Consider the following 18,793-nt stretch of genomic DNA (forward strand, 5'->3'; position numbering starts at 1 on the left):
TCCTCCACAACAACCTCTACCTCCCGATCGTGTCCCTGAAGGAGTTGCAGGCGGGCTTCGCCCCGGAACAGCTGTACCTCGACAACGTCACCCGATTCGGACACTGCTTCGCCGCTGATCCGCTCATCAACCTGACCGACCTCGACGAGGCCGGCGAACTCCGCGACGGTGGGGCCTACCTCCTCGCGTCCAGCGTGCCTGGAATACGGACGGCTCTCCTCCTGCATCGCCACGTCTGAGACCGCACACCGAGGTAGACACTCACCGGAGCGAACCATGCGCAACACCGGACACCAGAACGAGCCGCGTCTCGACACGACCACCTCCCTGCCGATCCGCCCCCACCACTTCTCCCCGCAGACCTGCGACGCCGTCGACGCGGTGCTCGCCCAACAGCCCCGCGTCTGGCTTCGGCGATTGCTCGGCGACGCCGAGTCCCAGCAGACGAGGCTCCTCGCCCTGCGTGTCGCCGACACCGTGCTCGACGCCGCCTCGGACGAAGCCGAAGCCGACCCGGTCGAGCTGATCCTCCGCCGTCGCGAGGCGATCCGGGAGCGTATGGAGGCGTATAGGGGCGGACCGGCGTGGGATCGGCTCGTGCGCCAACGAGCCCCGCTCGCGCTGAGCGCCGGCTGCTGGCTCGACATGATCTCGCAACCCGCCACGGAACCCGCCGTCATCGTCAACCGTCTCGGTGCTCACCAATTCGCCCTCAAAGGCGAAGGCGTCGTCACCGACTCGCTCGAAGCGGTGCGCCGCCGTGCCCTGGAGGCCGCCGGGATCCACTTGCCGCCCCTACGCGCCACCGATTTCGCCGGCCACTGTGAGACCCGACCGCTCACCGCGGTCCACGCCGCCTTCTACGCGGCCCTGTCCCTGGTCTCGGCCAGCCGGCTCCCCGAGGTCATCGGGGTCCACTGCGCGTACTTCCTCCTCGGTATGGACGAGCGCCTACTCGGCGGGACGGCCATCGCCGAATCGGATCTGCTCGCCGTCCTGGAGCAGTACCGGGGCCTGTGCGAGGGTTCGCCCACCGGGGCGCAGGACTGGAACCGCCTCCGCCGTGCCGTCACCACCGTCCTCGCCCTCGAAGACGAGTACCTCCGCATGGCCGACGAGTTCGCTTCCTGGATCGAGGGGTTGTCCATCGACGACAAGGTCGCCGCGATCATCTCCCGTCACATGCCCTTCGCCGGTAAGCAGCACAAACAGGTCAAGGTCGGCGGCAGGCTTCTGACCGACTGGTTCGCCGATCCCGATCGAGCCGACCTCGCCGCGTTCCTCGACGCGCTCGGCTCCTCTCGCCAGGTGCGGACCCGCGCCGACGGCACCGTCCGGTTCATGGAAGCCATCAAGTTCGGCGGACCGATGTTCGGGATCTTCGACGCCGAGGAGGCCGCGACGTTCTCCGAATGGATCGACGCCGTCAACGCCGGCGAGCGCGGCGAGACCACCCTGTCGCCGAACGAGGCCGGCGACGCCGCCGCCCGGCGCTGGCGTGACCGCGTCGCCGCCGGGCCCACACCTGCTCGCGTCGTGTTCGAGCCCTCGGGTGCGATCGACGACCGGGAGCTGTTCCACCGTCTCGTCAACACCGAGTACTTCCCGAATGTGCTTCCCCACGCTCGCGAGCGGGTGGAGCAGGGCCTGTCCGAGGCCGAGACCTTGTTCGAGCATGGAGCGGACGGCCGCTTCACCGACGCTTCATGGTTCGAGTACAGCCCCGAGGCGCTCCTGGAACGCGCCGAGGCCATCTACTGGCGCAAACTCGTCGAGCCATACCGCAGGCTCGAAGAGGTCCCTGGCCGTGACGAGGTCGTCTTCGGACAAAAACTCACCGCTTTCGGCAGCATGGTCGACGGCGCCTGGGTCCATCGGATCGGCGGCCTCGGCCGCTATGACCGTCGCGCGGACGGCATGCTGATGGGCATCTACGCGGACGAGATGGGCCGTGGTGACGTCGCCAAGAATCACATCACCCTCATTCGCCGTGTCCTGGAGAGCATGGACATCCACCTCCCACATATCCGCAGTGAGGAGTTCAAGGATCAGGTCGAGCTTCCCGACATCTACGCCTTCCCGATCCACCAGTTGAGCCTGGCGCTGTTCCCCGACTCCCTCTACGACGAGATCGTCGGCTACAACCTCGGGATCGAGATGCTGGGGCTCGGCGAGATGCGTCTCCACGAGATCCAGAAGCTGCGCCGTTGGGGTTTCGACACCGTTTACGAGGAAGCGCACCTGACCATCGACAACTTCTCCTCAGGGCATGCCCGGCAGTCGGTCGACCTGATCAACATTCATCTCGACGACGTCGCTCGCAACAGCGGTGAGGAAGAGGTGCGGCGGAGGTGGCGGCGGGTGTGGCGCGGCTACGCCTCGTTCGCCTACTACCTCGAAGTCGACCTGGTGAACCGCCTCAAGAGCGCACCCGCGCCGTCCACCGAACTCGTCATCTGAGGAGAAGCGCCGTGACCGCCGTCTTCGACCACGACCTTCTGCGCACGCCGTTGTTCGAGGCCCGTCATCGCGACCTCGCCGACCACCTCGACCACTGGTGCGCCGCGCGCGACGACCAGGGCGAGACCTCCGTGCCCGCCGACCGGTGCCGCGCACTGCTCCGCGAAATCGGTGGTGCCGGCTGGCTGCGTCACCTTGACGCCGATGCTCCTACGTCCGACCTCCGATCCGTCTGCGTCAGAAGGCAGGTCCTGGCCTTCCACGAAGACCTCCTCGACTTCGTGTATTCGATTCAAGAGCTCAGCGCCGCCGCGATCATCCGCTATGGGACCGACGAACAGCGCCGACACCACCTGCCGGGCCTCGCGGCCGGAACGAGTGTCGGAGCGCTGGCCCTCTCCGAACCCGGCGCCGGATCCGACCTCGCCGCCGTCGCGCTCGAAGCGAGACCGGACGGCGACGGCTTCGTCCTCGACGGCGTCAAGACCTGGATCGCGCAGGGCGACATCGCCGACGTGCACGTCGTCCTCGCGCGCACGGGCGAGGGGCCCGGACCCCTCGGCCTCACCGCTCTGCTGGTTCCCGGCGACACCCCCGGGCTCAAGGCGTCTGCGATCGGAGCGATCGCGCCCCGCTCCTGGGCCGAACTCTCCTTCACCGGATGCCGTGTCGGTCCTGACGCCGTGCTCGGCGAACGCGGGCACGGCTATGTGGTCGCCCTCGACGTCCTTGAACGGGCCCGTATGACCGTCGCCGCCGCCGCGGTCGGCTTCGCCGGGCGGGCCTTGCGCCTGGCGGTCGAACATGCCCGCTCCCGAAAGGCCTACCGTGGCCGCCTCGCCGATCTCCAGCTCGTCAAGTCTTCGCTCGCGGAGATGCGCATCAAGCTTTTGGCGGCCTCGTCGCTCACCACCCGAGCCGCCTGGGCCGCCGACAACGGCGAGGACTACGCCGAGGCCTCCTCCGTCGCCAAGGTCCACGCCACCGAGGCCGCTGGTGAGATCGTCGACGCCGCCGTTCAGATCTTCGGCGCGTCAGGACTCGTCGCCGACAGTTCGATCGAACGTCTCTACCGCCAGGTCCGATCCCTACGCATCTACGAAGGTCCATCCGAAGTACTCCGGATGGGTATCGCCGAATCACTGTGACCGACCATGACCGACCAGGAGCCCAAGTGACCACACCGCTCAACGCGGTCCGAAGCGACGACCCGTACCCGTACTACGCCGCACTCACCGCCAAGCGTCCATTCGCGTTCGACGATGAGATCGATTCCTGGGTCGCCGCCGACGCCGAAGCGGTCCAGGCCGCTTTCAACGCCTCCGAGCTCGGAGTACGCGCGAGCGGCGATGAGGTACCCGCGGCGATCACCGACACACCCGCGGGTGAGGTCTTCGGCCAACTGGTCCGGATGCGGGACGACGAGGCCGCCGCCGAACTCAAGACCGCCATCACCACCGTGCTGACCGGGGTCACGCCCGAGGCGATCGCCGAGGCCACTCGCCGCCGTGCCCGCGAAGCGCTTGAGGACGGCATCGACTATCGCGCACTCGCCTTCGGTGTCCCGGTCGCCGCGGTCGGTTCCTTGTGCGGCATCCCCGAGAACGACCTTCGCCGGGCGGTCGAGTTGACCGCCGCGTTCGTTCGCTGCGTGCCCGCCTCCGCGGGCACGGAGGACTACGCCGCCGCGAACGAGGCCGCCGCCCGACTCCAGCCGCTCCTCGCCGCCGCGGCCGAACGCGACGGCCTGGCCGCCCGCCTGGTCGAGACCGTCGCCACCGGCCACGTCCCGAGGCGACCCGCGCTCGCGAACGCGGTCGGACTCCTGTCCCAGACCTACGACGCGACCGCCGGCCTCGTCGGCAACACCCTCCTCGGGCTCGGCCGGCACGAACGCGGCGAGGACTTGCGAGCCTTCGTCGACGAGATCGCGCGCCACGACGCCCCGATCCAGAACACTCGTCGCTTCGCCCACCGACCATGGACTCACGGCGGGCAATCCGTGGCGGCGGGACAGAAGGTGCTGCTGCTCCTCGCCGCCGCCAACCGTGACCCGGACGTCAACCCCGAGCCCGATGTCTTCGATCCCGCACGCCGGCACCCGGTCTCGTTCACCTTCGGTTCCGGTCGACACGGCTGTCCCGGACGCGCCGTCGCCATCGAGATCGCCGTCGCCATCGTCGCCGAGGCCGAAGCGGCCGGATGGACCCCGCGCGACCTACCAGGGCGGAACCACTACCTGCCCTCCCCGAACGCCCGAATTCCGGTGCTCGAAGGGGGGACCTCGTGACCGGCCCTCACCCACGGCCCTGTGCCCCGACCCGCCCGAGTGAGCGCCGCTCAGCGCTCGTCCCCGTCGGGTCCGGTGCGCCATCGAGGACCCGCTCTGGACCTGTCACGCCACCGATCAGGGAGAACAGCCATGAAACCCGATAACGACCTGCCCCAGGCGTTCATCCTCACCGGAGCGTTCTGGGTGATCTGCCGCAGCCCGCTCTACCTGACCGAACTCGCCGGCCGCGGCTTGAAGATCCTCGTCATCACGCCCGAAGGCTTCCGTGATCGAGCCGAGGCCGTCCGCCGCCAGGACAACGGACCCGCCGCACTCATCGAAGACGTGGCCTATGTGGCCGGCTCGCTCGACAAGGAGGCTTCCTTCAACCCCGGTGTCATGGCCGCCGTCACCGCCTGGTGCTCGCGCTACAGCATCAAAGGTGTCTACGCGGTCGGCGAGACCCTCGTCGAGCCGACCGGGATCGTCGCCGACGCACTCGGCCTGCCCTTCCCCGGTATGAGGGCCACCCGCGTGTGCCGCAACAAGTACCTCCAGCGCTGCTATCTCCATCGGCACAGCCCGGCCTCGCTCATCGTCCCACCTTCCGAACGCGAGGCGATCGACCCTGGAACACTTGAGTTCCCAGTGGTGCTCAAGCCGGCCACCCGCCACTCTTCCTCCGGTGTCGTCTCCGCCGACGGCCCCGTCGACGTCGCCCGTGAGCTCGTCGAATACCCCGACCACGAGACCGTCCTCATCGAGCAGAAGATCACCGGTCCCGAGTACTCGGTCGAGACCCTCAGTCAGCAGGGACGGCGCGTTTTCGCGTCGGTCACCGCCAAGACCACCACCGATACCCACAGCAACGCCTTCGTGGAGTTGTCCCACACCGTAGGCGGCGATGATCCCGCCGATAGCGCCCTCCTGCGGGTCAACGCCGAGATACTCGACCGGCTCGGCTTCGAGGACGGCATCACGCACTCCGAATGGCGGCTCGACCAGAGCGGAACCCCGCACCTGATGGAGATCGCCGCTCGTACACCGGGTGATGGTCTGCTCGCCCTCTACGAGCTCGCCACCGGTCTCCCGCTCGAAGAGCAGATCATTCGTGTCACCCTCGCAGAGCGCGCCGAATACCCCAGGCCCGTCCGAGTCGCCCGCCAGGTATACCTTCGACATCCACTCGGCGTCCTTGAGGACGTCAGGCTCGACTGGCCCGACGTCGCCGCGTCGTGGGTGGGCGAGACCGACATGTGGCCCCGTATCGAGCCGGGAAAACCCGATGACGCACCGAGCCTGCGTGCCGTCATGGTCTGCAAGGAGAAGGGCACACAGCTCAAGCCCTTGCGATCCTCCGATGACCGCGCCGTCACCTTCTACATCGACGCACCGGACACCGAACAGCTCGACGAAATCGAGGCCCGTGTTCGCTCCGCCATCGACATCGTCGTGTCCTAGGAGCGCTCAGTGACCACTACTCCGCCCACCTTGGCCGCGCCGCGCGTCTGGGAGACCTTCCGCGACAGTCCGATCGCCGCCAAGGTCATCCTTCTCGGTGTCACCGTCAATCGCCTCTCGGGCTTCCTGCAGATCTTCATAGTCCTCTACCTCACCCACGAAGGCTTCACCTCGGAGCAGGCCGTCGTCGCCGTGGGCTGTTACGGTGCCGGCGCCGTCGTCGGTGCCCTCGCCGGAGGCATCGCCACCGAACGTCTCGGCCCGCGGGCCGCCACCGTGATCAGCATGGCGGCCACCGCGGTCCTGACGGCCTCACTGCTCTACGTCCCGAACTATCTGCTGCTGCTCGCCTTCGTCACCACGGCCAGCGCCTGTACCCAGCTGTTTCGACCGGCCTCGTCGACATTGCTGTCGTCCCTGGTCGCACCTGAGCGTCAGACGATGATCTTCGCGATGTACCGTCTCGGCCTCAACCTCGGCGCGACCGGCGCCCCGTTGGTCGGCTACGGACTGTACTACCTCGGTGGCGAGAGTTTCGTCTACCTGTTCTGGGGTGAGGCCGTCATCGCCGCGGCCTACGCGGTGCTGGCCTACAACACACTTCCCGCCAAGAGCGTGCTGCGCCCGACCCCGGTCGAGGGCGACAAGACCACCGTGAAGGCACGCGAGGGTTATGCCGCCGTCCTCGCCGACTGGAGGTTCTCGCTCTATCTGGTCGCGGCCCTGCTGCACTCGATCGTGTTCGTTCAGTACGTGACGACCTTGCCGCTCCAAATAGAGGACCAGGGCATCGCGCTGTTCTGGTACACGCTCGCGGTCTCGGTCAACGGCGCGATCGTCATCGCGTTCGAATTGGCGATCACGAAGATCACCCAGCGACTCGCGGCGCGGACCGTGCTCGCCGTCGGCTTCGCGCTCGTCGGGGCCGGCGTGGCCTTCTACGCGCTGCCGATCGGGCCGGCCGCCCTGATCGTCGCCACCCTCATCTGGTCGCTGGGCGAGATCACCTCCGGACCGGCGTTCTTCGCTCACCCCGCCACCGTGGGCCCGCCCCGGCTCAAGGCCTACTACCTGGGCAGTTTCCACTTCATGTTCAGCCTCGGCATAGCTGTGGGGCCGCTGATCGGCGGCTGGCTGTACCTCCACATCGGATCACTGATGTGGCCGTCGATCGGTGTCTGCTCCCTCGTGGCGGCCGTCATCGCCTGGACATGCGTCCCCCGGCCGGAAACGTCCGTCCACACCTGAAACATCGCGACACGAGCACGAGCCCGCACTTCACAGGAAGGACTCGACGTGGGATACGCACCTCGCCGAAAGACGGTGTCCGATGATCCGATACGGCACCTTCGGATCGCCGGCATCGGTGTCGGACCGGCCAATCTCAGCCTCGCCGCACTACTGCACGACGACCCCGAGCAGCCGAACCTGTTCTTCGACCGCAAGGCCGACTTCAGCTGGCACGACGACCAGCTCCTGCCCGGAGCGACCCTCCAGGTGTCGATCTTCAAGGACCTGGTGAGCCTGTCCGACCCGACCAGTCGCTTTTCGTTCCTGTCCTACCTGCACGACCACGGGCGCACTTACCACTTCTTCAACGCCCAGTTCGCCGAAGTGCCCCGCGCGGAGTTTCGCAACTACCTGGCCTGGGCGGCGCGGGAAAACGAGAACATCGCTTTCTCGGAGTCCGTCGAGCGCGTCGATTTCGACGGGGTCTTCCATATCACCACCGACCGCAGGGAGGTCACCGCCGACAACATCGCGGTCGGCGTCGGTACCGTACCGTGGGTTCCCGACTTCGTCCGCCCGTACCAGGGCGCCACCCAGTTCCACGTCAGCGAACATCTGAGCAGGTCAAAGGGCTTGGGTGGCAAGCGCGTCGCCGTCGTCGGCGGTGGTCAGTCCGGCGCCGAGGCCTTCCTCGACCTGCTGTCACGACCCGAGTCCGAGCGGCCCGCCCACACCGCGTGGATCTCCCGGCGTCGCAACTACTTCCCGATCGACGACTCGGCGTTCACCAATGACTTCTTCATGCCGGACTATTCCGACTACTTTTTCCGGCTGCCCAAGAACAAGCGATCCGAACTCAATTCCGCCCACTTACTCGCTTCCGATGGAATTTCCGAGTCCACGCTTCGCGCGATCTACCAGGAGTTGTACAGGCTCCAGTTCATCGACCACGACGATCACCGCTTCGGACTGCTGCCCAACCGGACCGTCACCGCCATTCACCCCGGTGGAGGAGGTGCCTGGGAGCTGACCCTGAGCCACAACGACGAGCCCGATCAGACCCAGGGCCTGGCCGTCGACGCGGTCGTTTGGGCCACCGGCTTCCGGAGCGCCCCGAAGACCTTCCTGGAGCCGCTGCTCGACCGCATCGAGACCGAGAACGACGAATTCCGCGTGGACGAGGACTTCGTGGCCGGCTGGGACGGCCCGCCCGACCGCAACATCTTCGTGCAGAACGCGGTACGCGGCCAGCGTGGGCTGCCCGACGTCAACCTGAGTCTCAACGCCTGGCGCGCGAAGCGCATCGCCGATCGCTTGCGCGGCCTGCCGGTCGCCGACCGGGCGACGTCGTTCATCGAATGGTCTTCCAAGGACTCGCAATGGATGCTGTAGACATCGTGATCGTCGGTGGTGGCATCATCGGCGCCGTCATCGCCTATGAGACCGCGGCCGCCTTCCCAGACGCCGACATCGTCGTGGTCGAACGCGGGCTGGCCGCCCGAGGTGCCACCGCCCGCTCGGCCGGCGTCCACTTCCCCCGTGGCACGACCGAGCGCGTCCGGACCATGACCGACCACAGTCACCACTACTGGCAGCGCCTCGCGACCAGGCTCGACCTGCCGATTCACCGGATCGACGCGACCATCATCGCTTCGACCGACCGCGCCGACGCCATCCATGAGACCTACCTGTGGCCCGGTCCGCGGACCGGACGCGATACGCCATCGGGTACTCGCGATTGGACCCTGCGCGGGTGCCACCACGCCGACGTCGCGGGAGTCGCCGGCGCGTTGCTGGCCGAACTGCGCCCGCGCGTGACCGTTTGGGAGGGCGTCGAGGTCTCCGCCATCGAGGACGGCGAGATCCAGTGCCTGAGCCTGAGTCACGGTGAACGTCTGTGGGCCCACAGCGTCGTGCTCGCTCCCGGACCCTGGATCGCGCACCCGGCCTGGGCCGAACCGGTCGCGCCCTTGGAGCTACGCGTCAAGAAGATCGTCGCGGCGCACGTCGACGTCGTCCCCGGTCCGAGCGACGCGTTGACCGTCTTCGACGATGAGGACGCCTTCATGTTGCCGCTCCACCACCGCGGGCGATTCCTGTTCAGCTATACCTGCGACGACTGGGACGTCGACCCCGACACCGTCGAGCGTGGGCTCACCCCGGCCGATCTCGCGTCCGCCCGCACCGTCCTGGAGCGCTACGCGCCCGAGATGGCGCCGCTGTGTCGCTCCGGTCGGGTCTTCTGCGACGCCTACGGACCGGCTCGCGAACCCGTCGTCACCGAACTGCGTCCCGGCTTGGTCTTCGCCGGCGGCGCGGGCGGCTCCGGCTACCGGCTCGCCCCCGCCATCGCCGCGGAGACCGTGGACGTACTCGTGTCCACAGCCCTCGTGCCCTGAACCACCGAAGACGGAGACAGCCATGATCTTGAACCGATACAGCGAATCCGAACTCACCGAAGCCTTCGGTATCGACATGTCCTCGGTCGACGGACTCGGTGTCGGCGCCGGATGGGGCCGCGTCGCTCCGGGCGCGAGTTCCACCAGCCATCAGCACGACGAGACCGAGTTCTTCGTCATAGTCATCGGTGAGGGCGAACTCCACATCGATGGTGCCGTTCACCCGGCGCGTCCTGGCACCGTGGTCCTGTTCGAGCCCTTCGAGTCCCACGTCATCACCAACACCGGTGAGGTGGACCTGGTCTTCTTCACCCAGTACTGGCGCGACGCCGCCCGAGCGCAGGCCTCGGCCACCTCACGGTCTCGGCCTCATGCCGTCGGCCGCCCGCAGTTCGTGTTCTCCACTCCACCGACCCCCAACGGGGACCTCCACCTCGGTCATCTCTCCGGTCCCTACCTCGGCGCGGACGCCTATGTGCGCTTCCAACGCCTGTGCGGCAACCGCGCCTGGCACCTCACCGGCAGCGACGACTTCCAGAGCTACGTCGAGGCCGCCGCTCAGCGCGATGGCGTCACCCCGGCCGAGGCCGCCCGCCACTATTCCGCCGAGATCGCGACCACCCTGGCCGCCATGGACATCGAAATCGACCAGTATTACACCACCAGTGTCGACAAGGGCTACGCCGAAGGCCTGCAACGGTTCTTCACACGCCTGGTCGAATCCGACAAGGTCCGCCCGAAGGCCACACCGGCTCTCATCGATGGAGACAACGGAAGGTATCTGTACGAAGTCGACGTCTCCGGTACCTGCCCGGGGTGTTCCCACCCCACCGGCGGCAACATCTGCGAGGAATGCGGCGAACCCAACCTCGTCGCCGACCTGGGAGAGGCCCGCTCGCGCCTGAGCGAGACCGCGACCAAGCGAACCGACGTCGAACGCTGGACCCTGCCGCTCCACGAATTCGCCGACGTCGTAGCGGACCACCACCTGCTCGGTCGAGTTCCGGCCCGCCTGCGCGAGCTCGCCCACCGGGTCTTCTCCCGTGACGGTTTCGAGCTGCCCGTCTCCCACCCCTCCGACTGGGGCGTACGACCGGCCGAGGACGAGTCGGACTCCCAGGTGATCTGGGTGTGGCCCGAGATGAGCTACGGGTTCCTGCACGGCATCGAGCGCCTGGGCGACGAGATGGGGGAGCGGTGGTCGCACGAGACACCATCACGCGACTGGAAGCTCGTCCACTTCTTCGGCTACGACAACAGCTTCTACCACTCGATCCTCTACCCGGTCCTGTACCGGCTCGCCTTCCCCGACTGGAACCCCGACATCGACTACCACGTCAACGAGTTCTATCTCCTGGAAGGAGCCAAGTTCTCCACCAGTCGCCGCCACGCCATCTGGGGCAAGGACATCCTCGCCCCCGAGACCGTGGACGCGGTGCGCTACTACCTGTGCCGCACCCGTCCCGAGGACGAACGCACCGATTTCCGCCGCGTCGAGTACGACCGCGCCCTCACCGGGAACCTGATCGGCCGGTGGGAGGCGTGGCTGACCGACCTCGGTGAGCGCGTCCGTCGCGACTTCGACGGACTCATTCCGGACGCCGGTACCTGGACGACCGAGCACACCGCCTTTCTCGCACGGCTCTCGCAACACCTCGACCAGGCCACCGCCGCCCTCGGGGCCGAAGGCTTCTCGCTGCGCCGGGCCGCGGCCGTCCTCGACGCCATCGTCGATGACACCACCGAGTTCTCGCGTCGACAGTCCCGACTGCACGGCCTTGATCGCTGGGCGTCCGAGGGCCGTACCGCGATCGCCCTGGAACTGGCGGCGGCTCGACTGCTCGCGACCGTCGCCGCGCCGCTGATGCCGCGGTTCTCGGGGCGGCTGGCCTCCTCACTCGGCCTCGCCCCGATCGATACCTGGCCCGACACGGTCGAACTCATCCCGCCGGGCAACCGTTCCAGCCTGGCCGAGACGAACTTCTTCAACGCCGCGTCGCCGCCCGCCACGCTTTCCTGGTTGCGCGACAAGGTCGCCGTCCTGCTGAGCCTCGAAGGGGACTTCGAAGACCTGTCACTTCCCGAACTCGGCGCGAACTCCCTGGCCGCGACCACGCTCCAGTATCACGCCCTCAGCGAGCTCAAGGCCGACGTGCCACTGAAGACCCTCCTCGGCGACGCCCCACTGAGCACCACGGCGTCCACGCTGGACGACCTGGCCGACCCCGACCTGCTCGCCACACTCGATCGGGAGGAACGATGACCGACACGCCCGCCGCCGTACTCGCCGATCTCCACCAAGCCGGCTTGACGCTCTCGGCCGTCGAGGACAACCTCAAGCTCCAAGGCCCACAAGAGGCCATGACCCCCACACTCCTCGGCCGGCTCAAGGCCGCCAAGGGTGAGCTCCTCGAACACCTCGCCGCCCTCGAACACGGCTTCGGGCTGACCCCACTGCAACGCGCCTACCTGCTCGGACGGTCTGATCTGGTCGACATCGGCGACGTCGCGAATCAGGTCTACCACGAGATCGAGGGCTCTTGGGACCTCGACCGCCTGCGTCGCTCACTGGAAGAGGTCGCCCGGGCACACTCCGCGCTCCGCCTGGCGGTCGTCGACGAGGAACGACAGGCCGAGACCGGAACTCTTCCCGGCTTCACCGTCACCGACCTACGCGGGTTCGACCCCGACGAGCGCGAAAGGCGGCGCCTGGCCGTTCGCGAACGCCGTTCCCATCTGAAGCTCGCGGTGACCGGCCCACTGATCGACGTCGAGGTCTGCGTGCTCGCCGACGACCGGATGGCGCTGTGCGTCAATCACGACGGAATGGCCGTCGACGGCATCAGCATGTTCCTCCTGTTCGCCGAATGGCATCGTCGCTATGACTCCGGAGACGAACCCGGTACGCCCCCCATGGATTTCCGCGCCCACGTGGAGGCCCTCGACACCGTGGTCGACACGCCGGTCCATCAACGCTCTCGCGACTATTGGCGATCACGCCTGGACCGGCTTCCCCTCGCGCCCCGGTTGCCACTCACAGCCGATCCCTCCGCCATCGGCCCCACCAAAGTCGTTCAGCGGCGCGTCCGCCTCGACGCCGATGACTGGACGCGACTACGACAACAGGCCAAGGGCCTGGGCCTGACACCGTCGGTGGTGCTCCTCGCCGCCTGGGCCGAGACCCTGTCCCAATGGGGGGCCGGGAACGAATTCACGCTCAACACCACCGTCTCCCAGCGCCGCCCGATCCACCCCGGCGCGTTCACCGCCATAGGTCAGTTCTCCGACCCACTGCTCCTCGCCGTCCACATCGACAGGAGCCTGACCTTCGCCGAACGCGTCCAGGCCCTCCAAGAACGCCTGCGCACCGACCTCGATCACCGCCACTACTCCGGAATCGACGTCATGCGCGACCTGGCGCGACACCACTCGGACACGCGGTCCGCCGCCATGCCCTACACCTTCAACTCCACACTGGACGCGATCGGCGGCGTCGACGGCTCCTCACTGGAGGCCTTGGGCACCGAGGTCTTCACCCTCTCCCAGACCCCGCAGGTCTACCTCGACGTGTTCGTCCTCCAACAGCACGGCGAGCTCGTCATACGCCTCGACGCGGTCGAAGAGCTCTACCCGCCCGGCCTGCTCGACGCCCTCGCCCGGGGACTCGACGTGCTCGTCCACCGACTCTGTGACGAGAACGCCTGGGGCGCCGAGCGATTCGACCTCCTGCCGGACTCGCAGCGCAAGGCCCGCGACCACGCGAACGACACCGAGCGCGAATTCGCACCGGCCATGCTCACCGACGCCTTCCTCCGGCACGCCGCCGAACGACCGACGGCACCGGCGATCATCACCGCGGACGAGCGGATCACCTACGGCGAACTACTCGCCCGCGCCGCCGGCGCCGCCGTCTGGCTCCGCGAACGCGGCACCGCCCCAGGCGACCTCGTCGGACTGGTGATGCGTCGTGGACCGGAGCAGGTCGTCGGCATACTCGGCACACTGCTCGCCGGAGCCACCTACGTCCCCGTCGACGCCGACGTCCCGCCCGCCCGCCGCGACCGACTACTGCGCGATGGCCGCGTCACCCGCGTCCTCACCAACGTGGACGCCAAGACCGGTATGACCTCGCTGGACCTGCGCGGCGCACCGCTCGCGACCGAACCGCCCGAGGTCCTGCGCGCCGACCCCGACGACCTCGCCTACGTCCTCCACACCTCCGGCACCACCGGAAAACCCAAAGGTGTCATGGTCACCCACCGGAACGTGGCCAATGTCGTCGCGGACTGTGCCGAACGGTTCGAGATCGGCCCAAAGGACCGGTTCTTCGCCATCAGCGCCTTCAATTTCGATCTGTCGGTATGGGACGTCTTCGGCGCTCTCAGCGCCGGAGCCGCACTGGTCATGCCCGACGCCGATCGGGCCGCGGACCCCGCGCACTGGAAGGAACTCATCGCGGAGACGGGCGTGAGCGTGTGGAACTCGGTTCCGGCCCTGGTCCGCATGTTGGCCGACCACGACCACGCACTCCCGCCCTCGTTGCGACTGATCATGATGAGCGGTGATCGCATCCCGCCCGACCTGCCCGCCATGCTCTATGGCGCGCGGCCGGATCTTCGCGTCGTCTCCCTCGGCGGCCCGACCGAGACGACGATCTGGAACATCTGGCATCCGATCCCACACGATCATCCTGCGGACACGCCGATCCCGTACGGTCGTCCCAACGCGAACAACCGCGCGCATATCCGCGACGCGGACGGCCATGACTGCCCTGATTGGGTACCCGGCGAGATCCTCGCCGCCGGCGTGGGTGTCACCCCCGGCTACTGGGGATCACCCGAGTTGACCGCTGAACGCTACTTCGATGACCCGGCCACCGGCGACCGGCTCTACCGCACCGGCGACCTCGGGCGCTACCGACCCGACGGGACCATCGAAATCCTCGGCCGCACCGACTTCCAGATCAAGGTCAACGGCCATCGCATCGAGGCCGGGGAGGTCGAGGCTCGACTGACCGCCGTCGCCGCGGTCGCCCAGGCCGCCGTCGTGGCCCATGAGGCCACTTCCGGCGTAGTGCTCGTCGCGCACCTCGTCCCCGCTTCCGAGGCCCGCCCTACGCCGGCCGAACTTCGCGAGGTCCTCCACACCGAGCTTCCCGCCTACATGCTCCCCGCGATTTTCTCGTGGCACGAGGCGCTGCCGCTGAACCGCAACCGCAAGGTGGATCGGGTCGCCCTCGCCGCCGCTCCCATCGACGATCGGTCCACCAAACCGCAAAGTCCCGCGGATCCGGCCATCGAGGCCACCATCACCGAGTTGTGGTCGAGCGCGCTGCGCACCGAACGAGTCGACCCCGAGACGGACTTCGCCTCGCTCGGCGGCGACTCCCTGATCGCGGCACGCATCCTCACCGCGGTGCGAGCCGAATACGGGATCGGTCTGCCGCTCGACGCGATCTTCGCCCTCAACACGGTCCGGGCCATGGCGAGTCACATCGCGGACGCCGGGGAGAGGGAACAGTGACGCCCGAATCGATCATCAATCGCATCATCGCCGAGCGGCCGACCCACGATGGCGCGCTCACCGTCGCCGGGCTCGGGCACCACCGCCGCATGCCGTTGTCCGAACTCCACGACCGCGCCCGCGCCGTCGCCACCGCCTTGCGGCGAAGTGGCGTCCAAGAGGGCGATCGGATCGGTGTCCTGGCCGTCAATCGTCTCGAATGGGTCCTGCTCGATCTCGCCGCGCTGATGATCAAGGCACAGACCGCCGGATTCGAGCCTGGGAAGTTCACTCCGGACATCGAACTGGTCGAACGCTACGACCTCGACCTGCTCTACACCGACGCTTCGGTCGGTGATGGTGCGCCGCCCACCATTCGCCCCATCGCCGAGGTCGCCGAATACGCCGAGCACGACCCACAGGAACTCAAGGCGCTCCAGTGGGAACCGGACGAATGCACCACCGTCAAGTTCACCTCGGGTTCCACCGGTGTCCCCAAGGGGCTGGAAGCCACCGTGGCCAGCGTCGATTCCTCGCTGTGCGACGTCCAGGGTTTCTTCGGGCACCTCCGCGGCGACGACATCCTCGTGTTCCTGCCCCTATCGCTGCTCCAGCAGCGTTACTGGCTCTATTCGGCCATGCACTGGGGTCACGACGTCACCATCACGACCTACCAGTCGGTGTTCGCCGTCATGCCCATGGTGGAACCGACCGTCGTCATGGGTGTGCCCGCGTTCTTCGATACCGCCAAGCGGTACATCGAAGGACGCCTCTCCGACGACCACGACGCCGCCAAAGCCGCCGTCGAGTTGTTCGGCCCGCGTATCCGCTACATGTGGACCGGGTCGGCCCCCGCCGATCAGGCCGTGCTGCGATTCTTCAACGAAGCCGGCCTGCCGATCTTCGAGGGTTATGGCCTCAACGAAACCTGCATCGCCACCAAGAACCATCCCGGTGCGCACCGCGAAGGCAGCGTCGGTAAGGCTCTCCCCGGCAAGGAGATCCTCATCGGTGACGACAACGTGGTCCGCGTGCGCAGCGACCACCCGGTCAACACCACCTACGCCTACGCTCCACCAGGCGAGAGCGAGCGAATATTCAAACCCGGCGGGATCGTCCGCACGGGTGACTTCGGGCACCTCGACGACGACGGTTTCCTGTTCATCCATGGCCGCGCCGACGACGTCATCGTCCTCGACAACGGAAGGAAGGTCATAGTCCGTGTCATCGAGAGCCGCTTCCGCGACACCGGAGCCGTCGCCGAGTGCGTCCTGTACTGCCCCGATCAGATCGGGCTGGTCGCCGTCGTCTCCCCGTACCCCGGCCCGGTCGATACCGAGGCGATCACGGCGGCGCTCGAAGCGGTCAACGCCGCCTCCGAACCCGACGAGCGCGTCACCAGGGTGATCATCGCCGAGGAGCCGTTCACCATCGACAACGACCTGCTCACCTCCCAATTCAAACCGATCCGAAAACGCATCCAGGAACGATACCGAGCCCGCATCGACGACCCGAAGGAAGGCCTCCATGCCCGTTGATCTGGACACCCTGGCCCGCGAGCAACTCGCGCGAACCCTACGAGAGCGGCCAGATCCTGCCTCCCTCGACCTCGGCGAAGACCTCGTCGAGACCTATGGACTCACCTCGCTGAACAAAGTCCTGTTCCTCACCTCGCTTTGCAAGGCCGCCGACGTCGGTCTTGAGAACTTCACCGAAGACGACGTCGCCGGTATGCGCACCCTTGGCGACGTCGTGGACACCTTCCGACTCCACGCCGACAAAAGGGGATGACACCGATGGCCGACAACCTATGGAATCGGACGGCCCCGGCCGTCCTTGACAACGAGCACGTCCGGCTGCGGCCGGTGACCGAGGCCGACCGTGAACCGCTGCGCAAGATCGCCTTCGGCGACGGCATCTGGGACCACTTCGTCAGCCGCGTCGACACGGACGCCGACTTCGACGCCTTCTTCGACGCCATGATCGCCGACGACGCCGCCGGGAGGCGCGTGGTCTTCATCATCGTCGACAAGGCCACTGAGCGTGCCGCCGGTAGCTCCAGCTACGGCAACATGGCCGAGGCCGACCGGCGTCTTGAGATCGGCTGGTCCTGGCTCGGCGTCGATTTCCAGGGCCGAGGAGTCAACCGCTGGGCCAAGTACCTGTTGCTCCAGCACGCCTTCGAGGACATGGGTGCGGTCCGCGTCGAGTTCAAGACCGACGTGCTCAACGCTCGGGCCTGTGCCGGCCTGCGCAAGATCGGCGCTTGTGAGGAGGGCGTGTTGCGCAGCTTCAACTACATGCCGGGAGGCCGCAGGCGTGACGCCGTCTACTACTCGATACTCGCGAGCGAGTGGCCGTCCGTGAAAGAACAGCTCCGCGACCACGGCAAAGCCGTCAACCCGTCACGATGAACGACGTACCCTTCATCGAACTCGCCGGACGGCCCCGCGAGCGGGGTCTGGCCCACGGGGGCGCGATCGCCGGACGGCTCCGCGCGTTCCTCGACGACTCTCTCGCCCGACTCGACCATCTCATCGACCAGCCGCTGGACCGTGGCTCGGTGCGCCGTGCGATCGCGACTCACCGCGATGCCGTCGCCGAGGCCCTCCCGGACCTCGCCGAAGAGGTCGACGGCCTGGCGGCCGGTGCCGACATCGACCATGACGAGGCTTGGCTGCTCCAATTGCGCCGCGAGCTCCTCGGCTACAGCCGCGTCACCGCCGGTGACTGCACTACCTACACCTCTGTGCGGGGTCGGCCGATCCTGGCCCAGACCGTGGACCTGAACGGGAACCTCGACGACCAGATCGCGGTCCTCGCGGTCTCCGGGGCACGTCACCGCTCGCTGGTGCTCAGCTTCGGCGGCCTACTCGGCTACCTCGGAGTCAACGACGCCGGGGTGGCCATCGGCCTCAACCTCGTCATCGGTGGGGCATGGACACCTGGAGTACCGCCGTACCTGGCGATCCGGCACATACTCGACAACGCCGACAGCGTCGACCAGGCGGTGGAGATCCTCGGCGGGCTCAAGCTCGCCAGTTCACGCTCGTTCACGATCTGCGGCGTCGATCGCGCAGTTTGCGTCGAGGCCCTGGGGGAGGAACGGCGGATCCTCGAACGGGCGGACCTGGTCCACACCAACCACTTCCTGCACCCGGATTTCGCCGTCCACGACGAGATCAACGTCTTCGCGAAGAACTCCTCGAAGCGTCGACTCGAAGCCGTCCACGCGGTGGGCATACCCCGGGCGGACGATGTCGAAGGTCACCACCGGCTCCTGTCGGGCCGGCCGATCAACGTGGCCGACAACGGTGACATTCGCCGCGAGCGAACGGTCGCAGCGGTCATGCTCCATCCCGACACCGGCGAACTGCGCCTGTGGCCCGGCGATCCCGCAGTCGAGAAGGAACACCTGTGGGCCTTGCGGTGATGTCGATACAGGGGCCCCGGCCGATGAACATCGGGC

At 67.4% G+C, this 18,793-nt stretch carries 13 protein-coding genes and 1 pseudogene; all 14 read left to right on the forward strand.

What is annotated here, in order from left to right:
• Positions 1 to 239 (forward strand): annotated as a pseudogene (locus ABZ717_RS21710) (hypothetical protein); the annotation flags it as partial.
• A gap of 37 nt (positions 240 to 276) precedes the next feature.
• Positions 277 to 2,460 (forward strand): iron-containing redox enzyme family protein, encoded by a 2,184-nt coding sequence (locus ABZ717_RS21715; RefSeq protein ID WP_358513369.1) that lies wholly within the window; start codon positions 277 to 279, stop codon positions 2,458 to 2,460.
• An 11-nt stretch (positions 2,461 to 2,471) separates the two neighbouring features.
• Complete coding sequence (locus ABZ717_RS21720; protein WP_358513371.1) at positions 2,472 to 3,608, forward strand: acyl-CoA dehydrogenase family protein; 1,137 nt, start codon at positions 2,472 to 2,474, stop codon at positions 3,606 to 3,608.
• Between the two features lie 26 nt (positions 3,609 to 3,634).
• Positions 3,635 to 4,750 (forward strand): cytochrome P450, encoded by a 1,116-nt coding sequence (locus ABZ717_RS21725; RefSeq protein ID WP_358513373.1) that lies wholly within the window; start codon positions 3,635 to 3,637, stop codon positions 4,748 to 4,750.
• A gap of 132 nt (positions 4,751 to 4,882) precedes the next feature.
• Complete coding sequence (locus ABZ717_RS21730) at positions 4,883 to 6,193, forward strand: ATP-grasp domain-containing protein (protein WP_358513375.1); 1,311 nt, start codon at positions 4,883 to 4,885, stop codon at positions 6,191 to 6,193.
• A gap of 9 nt (positions 6,194 to 6,202) precedes the next feature.
• Entirely contained in the window at positions 6,203 to 7,441 is a 1,239-nt protein-coding gene (locus ABZ717_RS21735) for an MFS transporter (RefSeq protein ID WP_358513377.1), read from the forward strand.
• Between the two features lie 48 nt (positions 7,442 to 7,489).
• Complete coding sequence (locus ABZ717_RS21740) at positions 7,490 to 8,815, forward strand: SidA/IucD/PvdA family monooxygenase (RefSeq protein WP_358513379.1); 1,326 nt, start codon at positions 7,490 to 7,492, stop codon at positions 8,813 to 8,815.
• Positions 8,803 to 9,822 (forward strand): FAD-dependent oxidoreductase, encoded by a 1,020-nt coding sequence (locus ABZ717_RS21745; RefSeq protein WP_358513381.1) that lies wholly within the window; start codon positions 8,803 to 8,805, stop codon positions 9,820 to 9,822. Before ABZ717_RS21740 ends, ABZ717_RS21745 begins: the two co-directional genes overlap by 13 nt.
• Positions 9,823 to 9,844: 22 nt before the next feature.
• A complete protein-coding gene (locus tag ABZ717_RS21750) occupies positions 9,845 to 12,085 on the forward strand; it encodes a class I tRNA ligase family protein (RefSeq protein WP_358513383.1) in 2,241 nt (746 codons plus the stop codon).
• Positions 12,082 to 15,345 carry an amino acid adenylation domain-containing protein gene (locus tag ABZ717_RS21755; RefSeq protein ID WP_358513385.1) on the forward strand — a complete coding sequence of 1,088 codons (3,264 nt, stop codon included), beginning with the start codon at positions 12,082 to 12,084 and terminating at the stop codon, positions 15,343 to 15,345. Before ABZ717_RS21750 ends, ABZ717_RS21755 begins: the two co-directional genes overlap by 4 nt.
• Positions 15,342 to 16,862 (forward strand): AMP-binding protein, encoded by a 1,521-nt coding sequence (locus ABZ717_RS21760; protein WP_358513387.1) that lies wholly within the window; start codon positions 15,342 to 15,344, stop codon positions 16,860 to 16,862. The genes ABZ717_RS21755 and ABZ717_RS21760 overlap by 4 nt, the downstream gene beginning before the upstream one ends.
• Complete coding sequence (locus ABZ717_RS21765) at positions 16,852 to 17,115, forward strand: acyl carrier protein (protein WP_358513389.1); 264 nt, start codon at positions 16,852 to 16,854, stop codon at positions 17,113 to 17,115. Before ABZ717_RS21760 ends, ABZ717_RS21765 begins: the two co-directional genes overlap by 11 nt.
• Positions 17,116 to 17,120: 5 nt before the next feature.
• A complete protein-coding gene (locus ABZ717_RS21770) occupies positions 17,121 to 17,738 on the forward strand; it encodes a GNAT family protein (RefSeq protein ID WP_358513391.1) in 618 nt (205 codons plus the stop codon).
• Positions 17,735 to 18,757: a C45 family peptidase gene (locus tag ABZ717_RS21775; RefSeq protein ID WP_358513393.1), complete on the forward strand. Its 1,023-nt coding sequence runs from the start codon at positions 17,735 to 17,737 to the stop codon at positions 18,755 to 18,757. The genes ABZ717_RS21770 and ABZ717_RS21775 overlap by 4 nt, the downstream gene beginning before the upstream one ends.
• The last annotated feature ends 36 nt before the right edge of the window (positions 18,758 to 18,793 follow it).

Source organism: Nocardiopsis sp. NPDC006832 (genome assembly GCF_040635885.1).
Lineage (GTDB): Bacteria > Actinomycetota > Actinomycetes > Streptosporangiales > Streptosporangiaceae > Nocardiopsis.

Coding starts and splice junctions, on each gene's coding strand:
- ABZ717_RS21715 (WP_358513369.1), top strand. CDS start 277: ATGCGCAACACCGGACACCAGAACGAGCCGCGTCTCGACACGACCACC.
- ABZ717_RS21730 (WP_358513375.1), top strand. CDS start 4,883: ATGAAACCCGATAACGACCTGCCCCAGGCGTTCATCCTCACCGGAGCG.
- ABZ717_RS21745 (WP_358513381.1), top strand. CDS start 8,803: ATGGATGCTGTAGACATCGTGATCGTCGGTGGTGGCATCATCGGCGCC.
- ABZ717_RS21750 (WP_358513383.1), top strand. CDS start 9,845: ATGATCTTGAACCGATACAGCGAATCCGAACTCACCGAAGCCTTCGGT.
- ABZ717_RS21755 (WP_358513385.1), top strand. CDS start 12,082: ATGACCGACACGCCCGCCGCCGTACTCGCCGATCTCCACCAAGCCGGC.
- ABZ717_RS21765 (WP_358513389.1), top strand. CDS start 16,852: ATGCCCGTTGATCTGGACACCCTGGCCCGCGAGCAACTCGCGCGAACC.
- ABZ717_RS21770 (WP_358513391.1), top strand. CDS start 17,121: ATGGCCGACAACCTATGGAATCGGACGGCCCCGGCCGTCCTTGACAAC.
- ABZ717_RS21775 (WP_358513393.1), top strand. CDS start 17,735: ATGAACGACGTACCCTTCATCGAACTCGCCGGACGGCCCCGCGAGCGG.